The sequence below is a fragment of the Pseudomonas sp. GW456-L13 genome (genome assembly GCF_017350115.1).
Taxonomy (GTDB): Bacteria; Pseudomonadota; Gammaproteobacteria; order Pseudomonadales; family Pseudomonadaceae; genus Aquipseudomonas; species Aquipseudomonas jessenii.
In genome coordinates this window covers 581,764-598,990 of sequence record NZ_JACNAS010000001.1, presented here as the reverse complement: position 1 = coordinate 598,990, position 17,227 = coordinate 581,764, and the positions used below count along the sequence as shown (strand labels likewise).

At 58.1% G+C, this 17,227-nt stretch carries 17 protein-coding genes; 13 read left to right on the top strand and 4 right to left on the bottom strand.

Annotation, left to right across the window (positions count from 1 at the left end; translation table 11 throughout):
- Positions 1–21 precede the first annotated feature (21 nt).
- Positions 22–807 carry an IclR family transcriptional regulator gene (locus tag J4D25_RS02595; RefSeq protein ID WP_057715095.1) on the top strand — a complete coding sequence of 262 codons (786 nt, stop codon included), beginning with the start codon at positions 22–24 and terminating at the stop codon, positions 805–807.
- 9 nt (positions 808–816) lie between these two features.
- Here the strand turns inward: J4D25_RS02595 and J4D25_RS02590 are convergent, their stop codons facing one another.
- Both J4D25_RS02590 and J4D25_RS02585 read right to left on the bottom strand, forming a co-directional pair.
- Positions 817–2,007, bottom strand: a complete 1,191-nt coding sequence (locus tag J4D25_RS02590) for a thiolase family protein (protein WP_057715094.1) — start codon at positions 2,005–2,007, stop codon at positions 817–819.
- Positions 2,007–2,405: a Zn-ribbon domain-containing OB-fold protein gene (locus tag J4D25_RS02585; RefSeq protein ID WP_057716619.1), complete on the bottom strand. Its 399-nt coding sequence runs from the start codon at positions 2,403–2,405 to the stop codon at positions 2,007–2,009. Before J4D25_RS02585 ends, J4D25_RS02590 begins: the two co-directional genes overlap by 1 nt.
- Positions 2,406–2,544: 139 nt before the next feature.
- On the opposite strand from J4D25_RS02585, the gene J4D25_RS02580 reads away from it, so the two are divergent.
- From J4D25_RS02580 to J4D25_RS02565, 4 genes are all read left to right on the top strand, one after another.
- Entirely contained in the window at positions 2,545–3,246 is a 702-nt protein-coding gene (locus tag J4D25_RS02580) for an SDR family NAD(P)-dependent oxidoreductase (protein ID WP_057715093.1), read from the top strand.
- Positions 3,243–4,241, top strand: coding sequence for a fumarylacetoacetate hydrolase family protein (locus tag J4D25_RS02575; RefSeq protein ID WP_057715092.1), 999 nt, complete (start codon positions 3,243–3,245; stop codon positions 4,239–4,241). The genes J4D25_RS02580 and J4D25_RS02575 overlap by 4 nt, the downstream gene beginning before the upstream one ends.
- Positions 4,242–4,364: 123 nt before the next feature.
- A complete protein-coding gene (locus J4D25_RS02570) occupies positions 4,365–5,765 on the top strand; it encodes a Rieske 2Fe-2S domain-containing protein (protein WP_057715091.1) in 1,401 nt (466 codons plus the stop codon).
- 95 nt (positions 5,766–5,860) lie between these two features.
- Positions 5,861–6,436: an aromatic-ring-hydroxylating dioxygenase subunit beta gene (locus J4D25_RS02565; protein WP_057715090.1), complete on the top strand. Its 576-nt coding sequence runs from the start codon at positions 5,861–5,863 to the stop codon at positions 6,434–6,436.
- 84 nt (positions 6,437–6,520) lie between these two features.
- Here the strand turns inward: J4D25_RS02565 and J4D25_RS02560 are convergent, their stop codons facing one another.
- Complete coding sequence (locus J4D25_RS02560) at positions 6,521–7,261, bottom strand: DUF2889 domain-containing protein (protein ID WP_057715089.1); 741 nt, start codon at positions 7,259–7,261, stop codon at positions 6,521–6,523.
- A gap of 100 nt (positions 7,262–7,361) precedes the next feature.
- Here J4D25_RS02560 and J4D25_RS02555 point away from each other — a divergent pair, with 100 nt between their 5' ends.
- The gene (locus J4D25_RS02555; protein ID WP_057715088.1) at positions 7,362–8,162 is read left to right on the top strand and encodes an SDR family NAD(P)-dependent oxidoreductase; all 801 of its coding nucleotides are present in this window, start codon (positions 7,362–7,364) and stop codon (positions 8,160–8,162) included.
- Between the two features lie 205 nt (positions 8,163–8,367).
- On the opposite strand, the gene J4D25_RS02550 is transcribed toward J4D25_RS02555, so the two are convergent.
- Positions 8,368–9,999: an ATP-dependent acyl-CoA ligase gene (locus tag J4D25_RS02550; RefSeq protein WP_057715087.1), complete on the bottom strand. Its 1,632-nt coding sequence runs from the start codon at positions 9,997–9,999 to the stop codon at positions 8,368–8,370.
- Between the two features lie 183 nt (positions 10,000–10,182).
- On the opposite strand from J4D25_RS02550, the gene J4D25_RS02545 reads away from it, so the two are divergent.
- From J4D25_RS02545 to J4D25_RS02515, 7 genes are all read left to right on the top strand, one after another.
- Entirely contained in the window at positions 10,183–10,914 is a 732-nt protein-coding gene (locus J4D25_RS02545; RefSeq protein WP_057715086.1) for a TetR/AcrR family transcriptional regulator, read from the top strand.
- A gap of 345 nt (positions 10,915–11,259) precedes the next feature.
- On the top strand, positions 11,260–12,324 hold the full coding sequence (locus J4D25_RS02540; protein ID WP_057715085.1) for an amidohydrolase family protein: 1,065 nt from the start codon (positions 11,260–11,262) through the stop codon (positions 12,322–12,324).
- Positions 12,324–13,175: a fumarylacetoacetate hydrolase family protein gene (locus tag J4D25_RS02535; protein ID WP_057715084.1), complete on the top strand. Its 852-nt coding sequence runs from the start codon at positions 12,324–12,326 to the stop codon at positions 13,173–13,175. Before J4D25_RS02540 ends, J4D25_RS02535 begins: the two co-directional genes overlap by 1 nt.
- A 13-nt stretch (positions 13,176–13,188) precedes the next feature.
- Positions 13,189–14,091, top strand: coding sequence for a 3-hydroxyacyl-CoA dehydrogenase (locus J4D25_RS02530; RefSeq protein ID WP_057715083.1), 903 nt, complete (start codon positions 13,189–13,191; stop codon positions 14,089–14,091).
- Complete coding sequence (locus J4D25_RS02525; protein ID WP_057715082.1) at positions 14,088–15,263, top strand: thiolase family protein; 1,176 nt, start codon at positions 14,088–14,090, stop codon at positions 15,261–15,263. The genes J4D25_RS02530 and J4D25_RS02525 overlap by 4 nt, the downstream gene beginning before the upstream one ends.
- 1 nt (position 15,264) lies before the next feature.
- Complete coding sequence (locus J4D25_RS02520; RefSeq protein WP_198530241.1) at positions 15,265–15,768, top strand: carboxymuconolactone decarboxylase family protein; 504 nt, start codon at positions 15,265–15,267, stop codon at positions 15,766–15,768.
- 139 nt (positions 15,769–15,907) lie between these two features.
- Positions 15,908–17,185, top strand: a complete 1,278-nt coding sequence (locus J4D25_RS02515; RefSeq protein ID WP_057715081.1) for a cytochrome P450 — start codon at positions 15,908–15,910, stop codon at positions 17,183–17,185.
- Positions 17,186–17,227: the final 42 nt, after the last annotated feature.

Here is a 17,227-nt window from a genome sequence, read left to right as displayed (position 1 = left end):
TATAAAGTGACTGGATTGGGCATGGACTTCACTGACGTCAACGACAACGACAAATCAACCGGCGCAACACTCGTCAAGCCCGTTTCCAACGCGATACGCATCCTGCGTTACCTCAGCCAGGTGGGCACACCGGAACGATCGGTGGACATCGCCCGACAACTGAAGATCAATCCCAGCACCTGCTTCAACATCCTGCGCACGCTGGTGCAAGAGGAGGTCGTCGACTTCAGTGCCATGTCCAAGCGCTACTCCGTGGGCCTGGGCCTGGCGCGTCTGGTTGAACAATTGGTTACCCAAGGCCACCGCGTGCAGATGGCCAAACCCCTGCTGCAGAACCTGGCCGCGCGCCAGCGGGTAACCATCACCCTTTGGCGCAAGATGAGCCCTGACCGCATCGTCATTGTCAGCTCCGCTGCCAGCCCGACTGATGTCCGCATCGATATGGCCGAAGGTCAGCGCCTGCCGATTCTGATGGGCGCCAGCGGGCGTTTGTTCGCCACTCAGATCGACCTCGACGATCCCGAAGTGCAGAGCAGTTTCGAAACCATTCGCTGGGCCCAGCCGCTGTCGCTGGAGGTTTTCCGGGAAGAAGTCCGGGTCGCCGCCGAGCGTGGTTGGGCAGTAGATGACGGGCATTTTTCGGGTGGGATTCTTGCCGTCGCGGCGCCAGTGTACTCACCGACCAACAGCATCGACTTCACCGTCTCCGCGGTGATGTTCCGCGGGCAACGCGATGAAGAGGGCCTTGCCGAGCTGGGCAAGGCACTGATCGAGTTCTGCAGCGAAGTGGCCGGCGTACTTTACTGAAGCGCGCCGTTACTCGCGTACCAGAAGCAGGCTGCCCCCCAGCGGGCCGCCACCTGCTGCCACCGTGCTGACACGGTGTTCACGGGTTTGTCGCCCTTCGGCACGGCCCCACAGTTGCAGGCAGGCTTCATGCACGTAACCCAGGCCATGGGTGCGCCCGCCGGATAGCTGCCCGCCATTGGTATTGATTGGCAGGCTGCCATCGAGCGCGATGCGCGTCCCACCCTCGACGAATGCACCACTTTCTCCGACGGGGCACAGGCCCAAGGCCTCGAGCCAGATCATGGTCAAAATCGAAAAACCGTCATACAGCTGCGCGGATTCGACGTCCTGCGGGGTGTAGTCAGTGCGTGCCCACATCATCTGGCCAACATCGAAAGCGGCCATTTTGGTCAGGGAAATTTGGTCCCATGACCAGGGCTGGTTCAATGCAGCTCCCATGGCTTCAATGCGGATCGGTTTGTTCGGCTGGTCCTGAGCGATATCGCGGCGCGACAAGACGATGGCGGTCGATGCATCGCAATGCACGTCGCAGTCGAACATGCGCAGCGGCGTGGAAATCATCCGCGACGCCATGTAATCGTCCATGCTCATCGGTGTGCGAAACACCGCCTTGGGGTTGCGCATGGCGTTCTGGCGACACGTTAGGGCGATTTGCGCCAGTTGCTCCGCACGGGTGCCGTATTCATGGAAGTGACGTTGGGCGTACAGCGCCATCAGATTAGTGGCCGAGAGCACATTGAATGGCGTGAACCACTGCCAGGCGTAGCTGCTGTCACGTCCTTGGGTTTTATTGGTCAAGGCGCTGGCTTGTTTGTTCACCATGCGGGCTGACGCTTCGGTGATGGTGCGAAACACCAGCACGTGTTTACACAGCCCCGCCGCAATCGCCATGGCACCGTTGATCACGCCAGTCAGCGGGCCAGGCCCTTCATAGCCGCCGCCGAACCAGTTGACGTTGAGCCCTAGAGCGCTTTTCAGAGCGCTCGGGCCAATCGGCGAAAACGGGTCGCCATTGTTGTTGTCGCCTGGCCAGCAGGCCACACCGTCGATGTCGCTACGCTGCAGGCCAGCGTCAGCAATGGCCTCGAGGCACGCATCAAGGGTCAGGCGCATCGCCGACTTGTTCGACGGTCGCCCGACTTCCGATTGACCAATGCCGGTGATGGCGACGTCTTTTTCATAACGATGATCGAACATCACTGATCCTTCTCGAACAGAGGCAACCAGACATCCTCGACATTGAGGAAGCTGACCCGTACCGGCATTTCGATATGCACATCCGTGACCGGAATGCCCACCACGTTGCTCACCAATTGCAAGCCAGGTTGTTCCACCAGCTCGATGATCGCGACCACATAGGGCACCTCCAGGTCGGGGGCCCAGGCCTGGTAATTGATGGTGTAACTGAGCACATTGCCTTTGCCGGACACCGGCTCTGGCGCCACCTCAAAGCTTGCACAATGCGGGCAAAGCGGGGCGGGTGGATGGAAATACCGGCTGCAGGCCGCGCAGCGATGAACGAGCAGTTCGCCCCGTTCGCCGCCTTGCCAGAAGGCGCGGTTGTCGGCGTTGAGTGCAGGAAGTTTTCTAGGCATCAGCGGTCCGCAGGTGAATGTTTGACTTGAAGTCATACGGTATCATTTGTACATATTTTCTAAAAGTGTCATATATACGTACCGACGAAGGCACGAATCGAACCTTCGCGCCGTAAAACAACAACAAGAGGATTTCGCGATGTCCCAGTCATTACTGGACAAGAGGGTAGTCGTCACCGGCGGGTTTGGAGCCCTCGGCAGCGCACTTGGCAAATTCCTGCTGGCGCGTGGCGCCCGGGTTGCATTGCTGGATCGCAGCGAGGCGCCTGCCGCCTTGCTGGACACGGAAAACCTGCTGTGCCTGGGCGGTGTTGACCTGACTTCGACCGAGTCGGCCAGTGCGGCGTTCGAGCAGATTGCCACGCAGTGGGGCGGCATTGATGGTTTGGTCAACGTCGCGGGCGGGTTTGCCTGGGAGACCGTCGAAGGGGGTAGCCTGCAGACTTGGGATCGCCTCTATCAGATGAATGTGCGTACCGCAGTGGTCAGTTCCCAATCGGCGCTGGCGCAGCTTCTGGCCTCCAAGGCAGGACGCATCGTCAACGTGGGAGCGCTGGCCTCGGTCAAAGCCGCAACAGGCATGGGCGCTTACGCTGCTTCCAAGGCCGGCGTCGCCCGGTTGACCGAGGCTTTGGCCGAAGAGCTGAAGGATCGTGGCGTGACGGTTAACGCCGTGCTGCCAAGCATCATCGATACTCCTGCCAACCGTGCCGACATGCCTGAAGCCGACAGCCGCCGCTGGGTGACCCCGGATGCATTGGCGGCGGTGGTTGCGTTTCTGTTGTCGGACGATGCTGCGGCAGTAACCGGTGCGCTGTTGCCAGTGAGTGGACGCGTATGAGACTGGTGACCTATAGCGACGCCGAGGGCTTTGATCGTGCGGGTGCGTTGCTCAACCAGGACCAGCAGGTACTCGACCTGCAAATCGCCTACCGCTTGCTGGAAAGCCGCGAAACCCCGGCACTGAGCAGCATTCTGTCTCTGGTGGAAGGCGGTGAGCCTGCGCTGGAGTTGGCCCGCTCCCTGGTGGCCAAGGCCCCCTCGGCGGCAGTGCTGGAGCGCGCCAGTGTGAAACTGCGCGCACCGATCCAGCCGCCACCGCAGATGCGCGATTGCTCCTGCTTCGAATTGCACCTGCGCCAGAGTTTCGCCGCGGCCCGTCGCGCCCGGGCGTTGCGTACCGAGGATCCGGAAGCGACCTTGAAGGCGATGAACACTCGCGCCGATGACCGGGTGATCGAAACCTTCAACAAGCAGCCCATCTACTACAAGGGCAACCGTTTTGCGGTGATCGGCATCGACGACGAATTCCAGTGGCCGAGCTTCAGTCGGGCAATGGATTTCGAACTGGAGTTCGGTTGCTACATCGGCAAGCGCGGCAAGGACATCAGTCGTGAAACCGCCCGTTCGCATATCGTCGGTTACACCATCTTCAACGACATGAGCGCGCGCGACGCACAGGCCCTGGAAATGCCCGGCATGCTCGGCCCGGCCAAGAGCAAGGATTTCGACACGGCCAACATCATGGGGCCGTGCCTGGTGACCGCAGACGAACTGGGTGATCCCTACGACCTGAATATGGTTGCCCGGGTCAACGGGGAGGAGTGGGGGCGCGGCAATACCCGCGACATGCGCTGGAGCTTCGAGGACGTGATTGCCCACGTGTCGCGCTCAGAAACCTTGTACCCCGGCGAGTTCCTGGGCTCCGGCACGGTCGGCAACGGCTGCGGCCTGGAGCAACTGCGTTATTTGAAACCTGGCGACGTGGTTGAGCTGGAGATCGACGGCATCGGTGTACTGCGCACTCAAGTGGGGAAGGCGCCGAGCAAGGATTGACGGTTACCTGAATGGCGAAAGAATTCACTTACGAAAAGAAGGTGAATTCTATGTACAAAAATAGAAAAAGTGTCTTATATTTCGTTGCAACCACTGTCGTGACACTCTGATTAGGAGGCAAGCATGCTAACAAGAACAAGCCCCGTATTGTCGGATGGAACCAAGGTCTCGGACCTCATCTATCCATCCAGCCGTGAAGTGCAAATGCGTGTGTTGTCTGACCACGAAATTTACGATCTGGAAATGGAAAAAATCTTCGGCAAGATCTGGGTATTGCTGGGTCATGAATCGGAAATTCCTAATTCCGGCGACTTCATGGTCCGTGACATGGGGTCTGATTCGGTCATTGTTGCCCGTGGCAAGCAGGGCGAGGTGTTCGTGACCCTCAATGTGTGCCCGCACCGCGGGATGCGCATCAGCACTGCCGACTGCGGCAACACGCAAATTCACAAGTGCATCTATCACGGCTGGGCTTTCCGCCCCAATGGCGACTTCATCGGCTCGCCGGTCGAGCGTGAATGCATGCACGGCAAAATGCTGCCCAAGGAAGAACTGGGCCTGAAAAAAGCCCGGGTCACGCTGTATGGCGGCCTGGTATTTGCCACCTGGAACATTGAAGGACCGTCGTTTGACGAGTTCCTGGGTGATGCCAAATGGTACTACGACATGCTGTTCTGTCGTTCCGACAAGGGCATGGAAGTGCTCGGCCCACCCCAGCGCTTTATCGTCAACGCCAACTGGAAAACCGCGGGTGAGCAATCGGCGGCCGATGGTTTCCACACCCTGACCTTGCACCGTTGGTTGGGCGAAGTGGGTAACTACGCCAAGAAAGGTGAGGGCGAAACAGCCGACCTCAGTCCGGAAATGATCGGCGTGGAAATCAGCTCGCCCCACGGCCATGCGCTGCGCTGCATCGACCTGGCGCGCAAGATCAAGCGCCTGACCGGCCTCGACCCGGCCGAGCTGACCGTGCAGCAAAAACTGGAGGCATTGCCGCCTGCCGGCATGACTGCCGACATGGTCGAACAGCTGGCACGCAATCTGACTGAAGATCAGTTGAAAGTGCTGACCAGCATGCCGCCGCAAGTCGGCGGGATGTTCCCGAACATTCTTTTCGGCTTCGTCTACATTCCGCAGCCCGATGGCAGCGTAGTCGGCTCGATGACCTTGCACGCCTACGTGCCTCGCGGGCCAGACAAGCTGGAGTTCGTCAACTGGGTGTTTGCCGAGAAAGACGCATCCCCTGAACTGCGCGACAAGATGCTCAAGCAAACCATCCAGTTGTTCGGCACCTCGGGCATGGTCGAGCAGGATGACTCCGATACCTGGCCGCACATGACCCTGGCCGCCAAAGGCGCGATGGGCCGCAAGAGCACGCTGAAATACCAGGCTTGCTTCGAAACAGGAGCACCCGAGGGTTGGCCGGGCCCTGGCATCGTCAACGAAGGCTTCACCAAGGACGATACCCAGTGGCACTGGTGGTTGTACTGGCACGAGCTGATGACTGCACCGAACGAGCAATAAGCGCCTGTTGGCCCTGGTTCGATTGCGGTCCTTGCGGGTCGCAATCGCCGGTAACAGCATTAACAAGTACAAGAATAAAAGTGAGGGAATGACTCATGGCTCAGGTTCAACAACGCGGCGTGGAGGATATCCAGCCGGGTTCCCCAGTCGGCACCAAGCGGGTGCCGGTGGGCTCGCCGATCTACAACGATGTGGTGACCTTTCTCTACGAGGAAGCCACGCTGCTCGACCAGATTCGCCTGCAGGAGTGGGCCGAACGCCTGGACACCGACCTGGTGTATACCGTACCGCTGCGCCAGACTCGCGTGGCGTCCGAGCTCAGAACCACCATCGTGCGCAGTGTTCAGCACTACCACGATGACTACCGTTCGATCATGGGCCGCATTTTGCGCCTGTCCGGTAAAAGCGCCTGGGCGGAAGATCCTCCCTCGCGTACCCGACGCCTGGTGACCAACGTGTTTGTCGAGGAAACCGACAAGAGCGATGAGTTTGTGGTGACCAGTTACCTGCTACTGACCCGTAGCCGTTTCAACGACCACCATGTCGACATCATCAGTGGCGAGCGACGTGACGTGCTGCGTCTGCATGAGGCGGGGTTCAAGCTTTCCCGGCGCGAAGTCATCCTTGACCAGGCGGTGCTCGGAACCCCCAATCTGGCCGTCTTCCTCTGAGTCCTATCGGCGGTCCGGGGCGAACCCGGATCGTCGGGTCTTGCGGGCCTTGGCCGCACTGCTCTTGCACCAGGAGCAGCGCGGCTAAGGCCTTTGCCCCAACCAATCCTGGTCCTCGGCGCACAACTTCAGTTGTTCATGGCTGAAATCCAGGGTCGAACCCTTCATTCGCAGTGCCTGCTCGGCGCGTTCGGGTTGCTGGCTGTAGCAAAGGCCAGTGTTCGCGGCGTGAATCTGCTCGTCCAGGTTATAGGCGCGTCCCATCGAGATCAACGTGCAACGGCGAAGTAGCAGGGCGGCTTCGGCGGCTTCTTCACCGAGGGCCTTCAGCGCCCAGCGTGCCATGCCTTCGCGAAGGTTGATGCCTGAATAGGGAGATGGCCCTTCAATCATGGTGCCGTTGACGTCCCAGGTCAGGTCTTCATCGCCATCACGTATCAAGGTGGCGCGGGTACGGTTGGCGATGCGCTGGCCGATGTTGATGTCGTAGCGACGTTCAAGAGTGCCACGGGCTGCAGCTGCAATGGCCAGACCCGCCAGATCGAACAGGTGGGTGCATTGATGACTGGCGTCGGCCTGCCGGGTCACTGAGTGGGCTATACAGTCCAGCTTCATGCCCAGCAACTGCTGTAATTGACCGCAAGCCTGCGGGCACATGGAGTAAGGATAACGCAGCGCTTCACCGCCAATGGCGGTGACTTCACCTTCATGGTGACGAACCCATACACGGAAGTGGTGAAAGTCGTCTTCCAGAGCCGCACGGACCTCACCCGTGCCATCGACATGGTGAGCAATGATGTCTACGCGGCGACGAAATACAGTCATCCTCAATATCCTTGTTCCAGTACTGTTTAGCCTGAAGAAATACGCTATATTTAGACACTATAACCAATAATGTTCACAAAAAAACAAAAACGGAGTGGCTATGGCACTGCTAAATGAACAGGTTGCGCTGATTACCGGTGCAGGCGGCGGAATTGGGCGCGGTATTGCGCTGAACTTTGCCAAAGAGGGTGCTGCCGTGGTGGTCGCCGAACTGGATGTCGCCAGTGGAGAGGCAGTAGTCGCCGAACTGAAAGCGTTAGGTGGCCAGGCTGTATTCATCAAGACTGACGTGTGCAGCAAAACGGACATCGAGGCCGCCGTGCAATTGGCCATTGATCAATTCGGGGGGCTGGACATCCTGGTCAACAACGCCTTTGCGCCCACCCCCAATGTGCTCCTGGAAGAAAAAACCGATGCCATGCTGGAGCAAACCCTCGGCTCAACAGTGTGGGCTGCATGGTGGGCGATGAAAGCCGCGCTGCCTCATATGAAGGCGCGGGGCGGTGGCAAGATCATCAACTTCTACTCTATCGATATCGAAATCGGTGCCTGGTTGCATGGGGACTACAACACGGCGAAGTCGGCCATTGTCGGGCTGACCCGCAGCGCTGCATCCGAGTGGGGGCGGTTCAACATCCGCACCAACGCCATCGCTCCCACGGCAATGGGCGCCACGTTCCACAAGCTCGCCGCAGAGAACCCCGGCTTTGCCGAGATGTCGGCTTCCATGCGTCCATTGGGCCGTTGTGGCGAGCCTGAAGCCGACATCGGCCCAGTGGTGGTATTCCTCGCGTCCGAGATGTCGCGTTTCATCACGGGCGAAACCATTCACGTCGACGGAGGCCTGCATCTGCCGGGTTATAACTCTCGCCCTAAAGGCATTCCTGTGCGTGAGTATTGAATTCAACAGATCAATGTAGGAGCGAGCCTGCTCGCGATGGACGTTAACGATAACGCGTACGTTCTGGTAGAGCGCGTTGTCCCTTAAGTTCATCGCGAGCAAGCTCACTCCTACAAAGGCGACACCAGGCCCAAGAGACGAGAAAGCCCGCTTCAAAGCGGGCTTTTTCTATGATGGATGGCCAACTCCAGCCAGATAGAGACGATTATTTTTTGGAAACCACGATCGATGTGGTTTCCAGATCCCAAGTGGTCGCGGTTTTTCCTTCATCGCGCAGCAAGTATTTCAACACCCGTCCCTGCGGGTTTTTCGGCAGGCTGCTGCGAAATTCGATATAGCGGGGCAGGGCATAGTAAGGCACCGATTCAGTGGCCCAATGGAACAGCTGCTCCGGATCCAGTGTCATGCCTTCATGCAGTACCGCTGTGACCTTCACATCGTCCTCGCCCTTATCCGATGGCACCGCATGTACGGCGACCTCGGCCAATGCCGGGTGAACAGCAAAGGCTGCTTCCATTTCAAAGCTGGAAATGTTTTCGCCTCGGCGGCGCAGATAATCCTTCTTGCGATCGACGAAGTAGAAAAAGCCATCGTCATCGAACTTGCCAATGTCACCAGTGTGGAACCACATGTTGCGCATCAGCTTCTGGGTGTCTTCCGGACGGCGCCAGTAGCCCTGGAACATGATGTCCGGACGCAGCGGACGAACCACAATTTCGCCGGCGCTGTTCGGCGCTACTTCCTGATCGAGGTCGTCGACGATGCGTACATCGAAATCCGAAATGCGTTTTCCCGAGGAGCCCGGCGCGGCGTACTCGCCGGCGGCCAATGAGGTAATAACGCAGGCTTCGGTGAGGCCATAGCCATTGCCGCCCACCAGCTTGGTACCGAAACGCTCGCGCCAGATCTTTTTGGTTTCTTCGGTGTAAGGGTTGCCTCGAGCGGTATGGATCTGCCCGACACAACGCAGCATCGCTTCGTTATCTGGCGCCTGGGCGAGGAGACCGCCCATGCCACCCAGGATCGAGGCGATGGTAGCGCCGGAGCGTTCCACTTCCTGCCAGAAATTCGAAACGGAGAATCGCGGGAGAATGGCGGCGCGTGCGCCAACCAGAATACTGGCGATGATCGATACGCACAGCGCATTCATGTGAAACAGCGGCAATGGCGTGATGGTCACATCATCGGCACTGGCTGGGCCAGCGCGCAATTGCAGGCGTGCCAGGTTGCACATGAAGTTGTAGCTGATCATGCAACCCTTTGAAGGACCTGTGGTGCCTGAGGTGTAAATCAGGCAGGCAAGGTCTGAAGGTTGCGGTTTATTGGCGAGTGGAGTGGCGTCATGGCCACGCCATTCATCCAGCGGCGCAATGCGAATTCGGCAATCGGGGATCGCATCGGCCGTGCCTCGGTGAAGGATGTGCTGGACGTCCAGCAGTTGTTCGGCGAGCGGCGTGATGCGTGGCAGGTAGGCCGCTTCGCAAATCACCACTGAAGTGCCGGTATCGGCGATCTGGTGCCGGAGAAATTCCCCTTTGAGCGCGGTGTTGATCGGCACGCTCACGGCGCAGAGCTTATTGATGGCCAGCCAGGTGGTGACAGCGTCGATGTTGTTATCGAGCATGGTCAGCACGGTTTCACCGGCTTTCACGCCCAAGGTAGCGAGTGCGTTGGCCATCTTGGTTGAGAGTGAGTCAACCTGAGCATAAGTGTATAACTCGCCGCTGAAATCCAACAAAATCTTGTCTGGATGCCTTGCTACTGCACGACTTAGCGCTTCGATGACAGTGTCTCGTTCTCCCACTGCCCAAGTTTCTGGATTGCCACTGCTGCCCATGAATATTCTCCTTTTAGGCGCCTAAAGCTGCTGGTTTGCCTGATTTTATTTTGATGAGAGAATTTGATTCTAAATACAAAATATGAAAATGTCTTTAGCAATAAGTTGAACATGAAATCTTATTTATGCACAGATCCTGTGCTAGTGTTGACCTATCTTTACTCTCAATGAGCCCGTCAATCCATGCCAAAAGCCGCATCCCAGAAAGCAGAAGCGCCGACGCCGGCCTCCAAAACGAAAAAAAAATCGCTGCCTGATGCAGGAACGGCTCCGGTAAAACCGGTGGAGCGACGTACCGCCGCCAATGGCGTGGTAGGCACCAAGGTCAAGCCGAACCGCCGTTCGGAAGAGACCATTGCCAACATTCTTAAAGCCACTGAAGAAGTGGTGCTGATGTCGGGTGCGGATCGCATTTCGATCCTGGATGTGTGCCAGGTCGCGGGTGTTTCGCGCGGTACCTTTTATCGCTATTTCGCCTCCCAGGAAGACTTGCTCGACACCTTTTCCCGGCATAAACGCGAAAGTTTCCACAGTTCGCTGTCCCAGGAGCTGGGCCATATCAGCGACCCGGAAGCACGCCTCAACGCGCTGTTTGCCTATCTCGACAACTACCTTGAGCAGAGTCGAGCCCGGCGGTTGTTGGTGGTTGCACCTGACTACGCACTGGGCTTCTTTCGACGGATTTTCCACGATTCGATCGTGCGCTTTCAGGATGGCCTGGGCATCGTGTTCGACGATTGGGATGAGCGCCTCGGGGTCCGTCTTGACCGTGAGCTGATCTGCGAAATGATCATTCGATACGTGTTGAGTGAAATCCTGGTGCCGGAAGCGGCGGGGCGACGTTTGTTCCCGGTGCGGGTGAAAAAACTGCTCGGTGCCTTGATCATGGGTTCCACCTCCCGCACCCGTCGCTAACTTTCGACCCACAATCTTTCGCTATAGGCAAAGCCCCCGTATTTCGGGGGCTTTTCGTTTCCGCCTGATAATTTTCTCTCGCCTGCGTGCCGCGATTTTTCCTTTCTGTGTCCATTTTTTGACTCTTCGAAGTGTTTTTGACATCTGACGAAGGCTCTGGATCGGGCTTTTTCACGCACCTTGAAAATAATCTGAACAGATTTTTGATTTCTGCTCAATTTAAATTTAAGCTCTGGTCTTAGCAGTGAGCCCCTGGCTTCCCCTTTCGCGGCAGTTTGATCCTGGTCACGTGAAGGCACTGCGCCAATAACCAATAAAAAAGTGCCAACTTCGAGGTACCTAGACATGCTTATCGATCTACACGCCCACGCACCCCACCCTGGCTATTACAACCAGCACCCGCACTGGGGGCCGTTCTTCGAGCAACACGCCGACGGCGATATCAAGCTGCGTGTAGGTGATTGGATTCTTGGTCTCGGGTCGCCAGAGCGTAAGGCTGCCGTGCGCTCCGGTAATGGTCCCAAGCTTGAGGAGTATTTTTCACGCTGGGCTGACCCAAAAGTGCGCCTGGCCGGTATGGATGCCGCAGGGCAGAACCTGCAGGTGGTTTCCGTCCCGTCCCATTGCTACATGTATTGGACTGAAGCCGAATTCGCCGTGCCATTCGCCCGCACCGTCAACAGCACGCTGGCCGAGTACTGCTCCGCAGCTCCTGATCGCCTGATGTTCTGGGCTCATGCACCGCTCAATGCACCTGAAGCGGCGGCGGCTGAAATACGTCACGCTTGCACAGAGCTGGGCGCCAAGGGCCTGGTTGCTGGCGGTGCCAACTTCGGCGGTCTGGAATTCGATTCGCCGGAACTTGATGTGGTGTGGAGAACCCTCTGTGACCTGGACCTGCCGATTTTTGTACACGGCTATAACCAGTCCGTTACCTGGGGCAAGAACGCTAACAGCGACCGCTACGAAACCACCGCTATCGTCGGCATGCAATACGACGAAACCCGTTGTTTCTGGAACCTGATTTGCGGCGGCGTGCTGGATCGCTTCCCTGACCTCAAGGTTTACATCACCCATGGCGGCGGTTATGTCCCGTACCAGCTCGGTCGCCTGGCCAAGACCAATGAAAACCTCGACGTCAAATACAACAAGAAGCCACTGCTCGAGTACATGAAAAACTTCTACTTCGACGTAGAGTTGCATGAAGTACCGATGCGCCAGGCTCTGGTCGACATCATCGGTGCGGACCATGTGCTGTACGGCAGCAACTTCGGCGGTAGCGATGCCGTGCGCCACGATCTGACCCACGGCCTGAAGTTGTCCGATGCGGACATGCGCAAGATCCGTTATGAAAACGCATGCCGCTTGCTGCACCTGGATCCTGCCAAGTTGGGCAAGGTAGGTGGCTGATGAAACTGGCGCGATGTGAGTATTTTTCTACCGGCGTCTTTTGGGCTGTGGTGGATGTCGCTCAAGATCAAGTGACACCCATTTCCGGTGATTTCAAGGATTGGGCACCGGCGGTAGCCGCCGGGCGCGGTATCAGTTCGGTGCGTTTTGCCGGGCCATCGCTGCCGCTGTCGAAGGTCCGCCTGCTGCCCCCGATTGAACCGATTAACCGAGTGGTAGTGGCGGGTGCCAACTACGCCAAGCACCTGGTGGAATTCGGATTGCAGGCACCGGCTCAGCCAGTGGCTTTTCTCAAGGCTTATGGCGCGCTGATTGGCGCCAATGACTCGATCCGCTTTCCACCGTTGACTGAAGAGCTCGATCACGAAGTTGAACTGGTGGCCGTCATCGGCACCGAAGAAATCGACTTGGAAAACCCGCTTGCTTGCGTGCTCGGCTACACCGTCGGCAATGACGTCAGTGCGCGTGACCTGCAACGTAGTGGGCCGGCAGGTATCGGCATGGACCTGTTCGCCGCCAAAAGCCAGGACCAGACCACCGGTCTTGGGCCCTGGATCGTGACCAAGGATGAGTTTCCCGAGGGCTCACCACGCTTGCGCCTGACCCTGAAAGTGAATGGTGAAGTGCGTCAGGACGGCTCTACCGGTGAAATGACTTGGGATGTTGGCCAGCTGATTCGCTTCGTGCAACAGCGTTCGAGTTTTGCCAGTGGCGACGTGCTGTTCACCGGCTCGCCGGCGGGAGTGGGGATGGGCACCGGCTTGTTCCTCAAGGAAGGCGATGTGGTCGAAGCCAGCGTCGAAGGCATTGGCACGTTGCGCAATGTGGTCAGTAAAAAGAACCGCGCCTAATCGAGAGCCAAACATGAACGCCAATAAAGAAAAAGTAGTCGTGGTGGGTGCCGGTCTGATGGGCACCGGTATTGCACATGCGTTCGCAAGCGCAGGTTTCAATACGCTGTTGGTCGATACCAATGCCGCCTCGTTGACGAGCGCCCGGACAAGCATCGAAAAGATCCTTGCCGATGGTGTGCGTCTGGGCAAGGTCAGCGAAGAACAAGCTCAGCAATCGCTGGCCAATCTGCTGACGTGTAGCGACTTGAGCGAAGCTGCGATGGGGGCCAACTGGCTGGTGGAGACAGTCTCCGAGCAGTTGGCGGTGAAGAAGGCGGTGATTGGCCAGGCGGCGCCGCTGCTGGCGGCGGATGCCATTATTGCCACCAATACGTCGGCCCTCAGCGTGACCGAGATTGCGGCGTCGGTGGATTGTGCCGATCGCGTGATCGGCATGCACTTCTTCAACCCCGTGCACAAAATGAAACTGGTGGAGCTGGTGCGTGGTTTGGCCACCAGCGATGAAGTGGTGGCGCGCACTCGCATTCTGTGCGAGCAGATCAATAAAACCTCGATCGTGGTCAATGAGTCGCCAGGACTGACCACCAGTCGAATGTCTGCGCTGCTGGGTAACGAGGCGATGTGGATGCTCCAGGAAGGCACCGCAACCGCCGAGGACATCGACACGGCGCTGCGCCTGGGCTTCAACCACCCGATGGGTCCATTGGAATTGGGAGACTTGACCGGCTGGGACACGCGGCTGTCGGTACTGCGTTATTTGCACCAGACCTTGGGCGAAAAATTTCGACCTTGCCCGCTGATCATCAAAATGGTCGCCGCCGGACGACTGGGGCGCAAGTCCGGGCACGGGGTTTACCGTTATGAAGAGGGTAAGCAAGTTCCGGGTTCAGGGCTCAAGGCGAGTGCGCTATGAAAGACATCGTCATTGTTGATGCGGTACGAACGCCCATCGGCAAGTTCCGCGGCAGCCTTTCCGGCGTACGCGCTGATCACCTTGGGTCGTTGGTGATCAGCCGTTTGCTGGAGCGGGTCGATGTCTCGCCGACGTTGGTCGATGACGTGATCTTCGGCAATGTCACGCAAATTGGCGAACAGTCCGCCAATATTGCCCGCACGGCGTTACTCGGCGCTGGCTGGCCGGTCACCGTTGCGGGGCTGACTATCGACCGTAAATGCGGTTCGGGTGAAGTGGCAGTGCATATGGCCGTTGGCGCCATCGCGGCGGGTGCCGCCGATATTGTGGTGGCCGGTGGCGCGGAAAACATGAGTCGCGTGCCCATGGGCAGTAACCGTGAGATCCACGGCGCGGCATTTGGCTGGATGGCGGCGCAACGTTATGAGCTGACCAGTCAGGGGGAGGCGGCCGAGCGTATGGCTGACAAGTGGGCGCTCAGCCGCGATGCGCTGGACGATTTCGCTTTCGCGAGTCACCAGCGTGCAGCGGCTGCCTGCGATGCCGGTTATTTCGATAATGAAACAATACCGGTGGTGGTTGAAGAACTCCGCGAAAAAGAGCTGTCGGAACCCGCTGGTGTGTTGCGTCACGATGAAACCATTCGTCGTGATACGTCGCGGGAAAAACTGTCGACACTTAAAACCAGTTTTCGTCCGGACACCGGGCGCATCACCGCTGGTAACTCGTCGCAGATCTCCGACGGTGCGGCAGCGTTGCTGCTGATGAGTGCCGACACCGCGAAAAAGCTCGGCCTCAAAGCACGAGCGCGTGTCGTGGCCTTCACCACAGTCGGCTCTGACCCGACATTGATGCTCACCGGCCCGATTGCCGCTACTCAAAAGGTACTTGCCAAGGCAGGACTGAGTATCAATGACATTGATCTGTTTGAGGTCAACGAAGCTTTTGCCTCCGTGCCGCTGGCCTGGATGCAGGAGACCGGTGTGCCGCACAGTAAGTTGAACGTCAATGGTGGCGCCATTGCCCTCGGACACCCATTGGGGGCTAGCGGCGCTCGCTTGATGACCACGATGTTGAATGAGCTCGAGCGCCGTGGCGGGCGTTATGGGTTGCAAGCCATTTGCTGCGCCGGTGGCATGGGCACGGCGACCATCATCGAACGGCTCGATTGAGATGGCTCGCTTGCCGTTGATTCCCCTGAATGCCATGCCGGCCGCGTTGCAAGACGCGGTCGAGCGTGGTCAGAGCAGTCGCATGCTCAGCTCTACGACGCCGGTGCAGGTCTGGGCACATCGACCAAAGGTGGCGTTGGCCTGGCTGGGCTTAATGGAGAGCCTGCACAGCGACAGTCTGCTGGATGAGCGCTTGCGCGAACTGGTGCGGCTGAAGATTGCCAGCATCACCACCTGCAAGGCCTGCCAGCTGGCGCGCAAATCCGATCGTGTGACGGATGAGGATATTGCGTGCATGGCGACGGACAGCGAGTACTTCACGCCAGCCGAGCGTGCAGCGCTGCGCTACGCCGAGTTGTTTGCCAGCGATTACCTGAGCATCGATGACGAGCAATTTACTCAACTGGGCGCGTTTTTCTCCACCGCCCAAGTGGTAGAGCTTGGAATGTACTGCGCGCTGATGTTGGCCGGTGGCCGCATGACATTGGTGCAACAGGCCTACTGAGCAGGTCGCTCATCTAAAATAGTTGATCGAATTATTGAAAAGTGTCCAATACTGTCCTGCTCAGGCCTATTATTAGCCGAAAGGTATAGCCTTCTGCAGGCTAACTCAGAAAATAATGACAATAACAACGGAGACGATCATGTCCACACCGGTACAGAGCGACCTGACCAAGGTATTTACCGACGTCGCCAGCAATTATCGCGGCACCAGTGATATCGATCTTCACGCGACCTACAGCGAGATGCGCGCCAATTCGCCTGTGCTCCAAGACAACTTCATGGCCCGTCTGGGCGTGCCATCGATTGCCGGCCTGGATGCCGAGCGACCCACCTTCACGTTGTTCAAATACGACGATGTCATGGCCGTCATGCGTGACGCCGGTACATTTACCAGTGGCTTTATCGCCGAAGGGCTGGGTGCGTTTTTCGATGGCCTGATCCTCACGGCAATGGATGGTGATGCCCACAAGAGCATGCGTAATCTGCTGCAACCGGTATTCATGCCGGAGACGGTCAATCGCTGGAAAGAAACCAGGATCGACCGGGTTATTCGCGAGGAATACATCAAGCCGATGGTGCCCGCCAAAGGGGGCGACCTGATGGACTTCGCCCTGTATTTCCCGATCCGGGTGATTTACTCCTTGATTGGCTTTCCTGAGGATCGCCCTGAGCAAATCGAGCAATACGCCGCCTGGGCATTGGCAATCCTGGCCGGTCCGCAAGTCGACCCGCAGAAGGCCGCCGCCGCCCGTGGCGCTGCCATGGACGCCGCACAAGCGCTGTATGACGTGGTGAAAGTGGTGGTAGCGGAACGTCGGGCTGCGGGCGCATCGGGGGATGACTTGATCAGCCGGCTGATTGGCGTCGAGTACCAAGGGCGTTCCCTGGACGATCATGAGATCACCACCTTCGTGCGCTCACTGCTCCCGGCTGCCAGCGAAACCACGACCCGCACCTTCGGAACCTTGATGGCATTGCTTCTGCAAAATCCGGATGTGCTGGAGCGGGTGCGCAATGATCGTAGCCTTGTAAACAAGGCCATCGATGAAGCGGTGCGTTTTGAGCCCGTGGCCACCTTCAAGGTGCGCCAGGCCGCCAAGGATCTGGAGATTCGCGGTGTGCCGATCCCCAAAGGGGCAATGGTGCAATGTATCGTTACCTCCGCCAACCGCGATGAGGACGCGTTCGAAAACGCCGATAAATTTGACATCGACCGCAAACCAAAACCTTCGTTTGGCTTCGGCTTTGGCCCACACATGTGTATCGGTCAATTCGTTGCCAAGACCGAGATCAATTGCGCACTGAATGCGATCCTCGACTTGATGCCCAATATCCGCCTCGACCCAGACAAGCCGGGGCCCCAGATCGTCGGTGCACAGCTGCGCGGTCCGCATTACCTGCATGTGTTGTGGGACTGAACGGCGTCCGTACCCCTCTTGTAAATCCTCTGGTTGAACCGC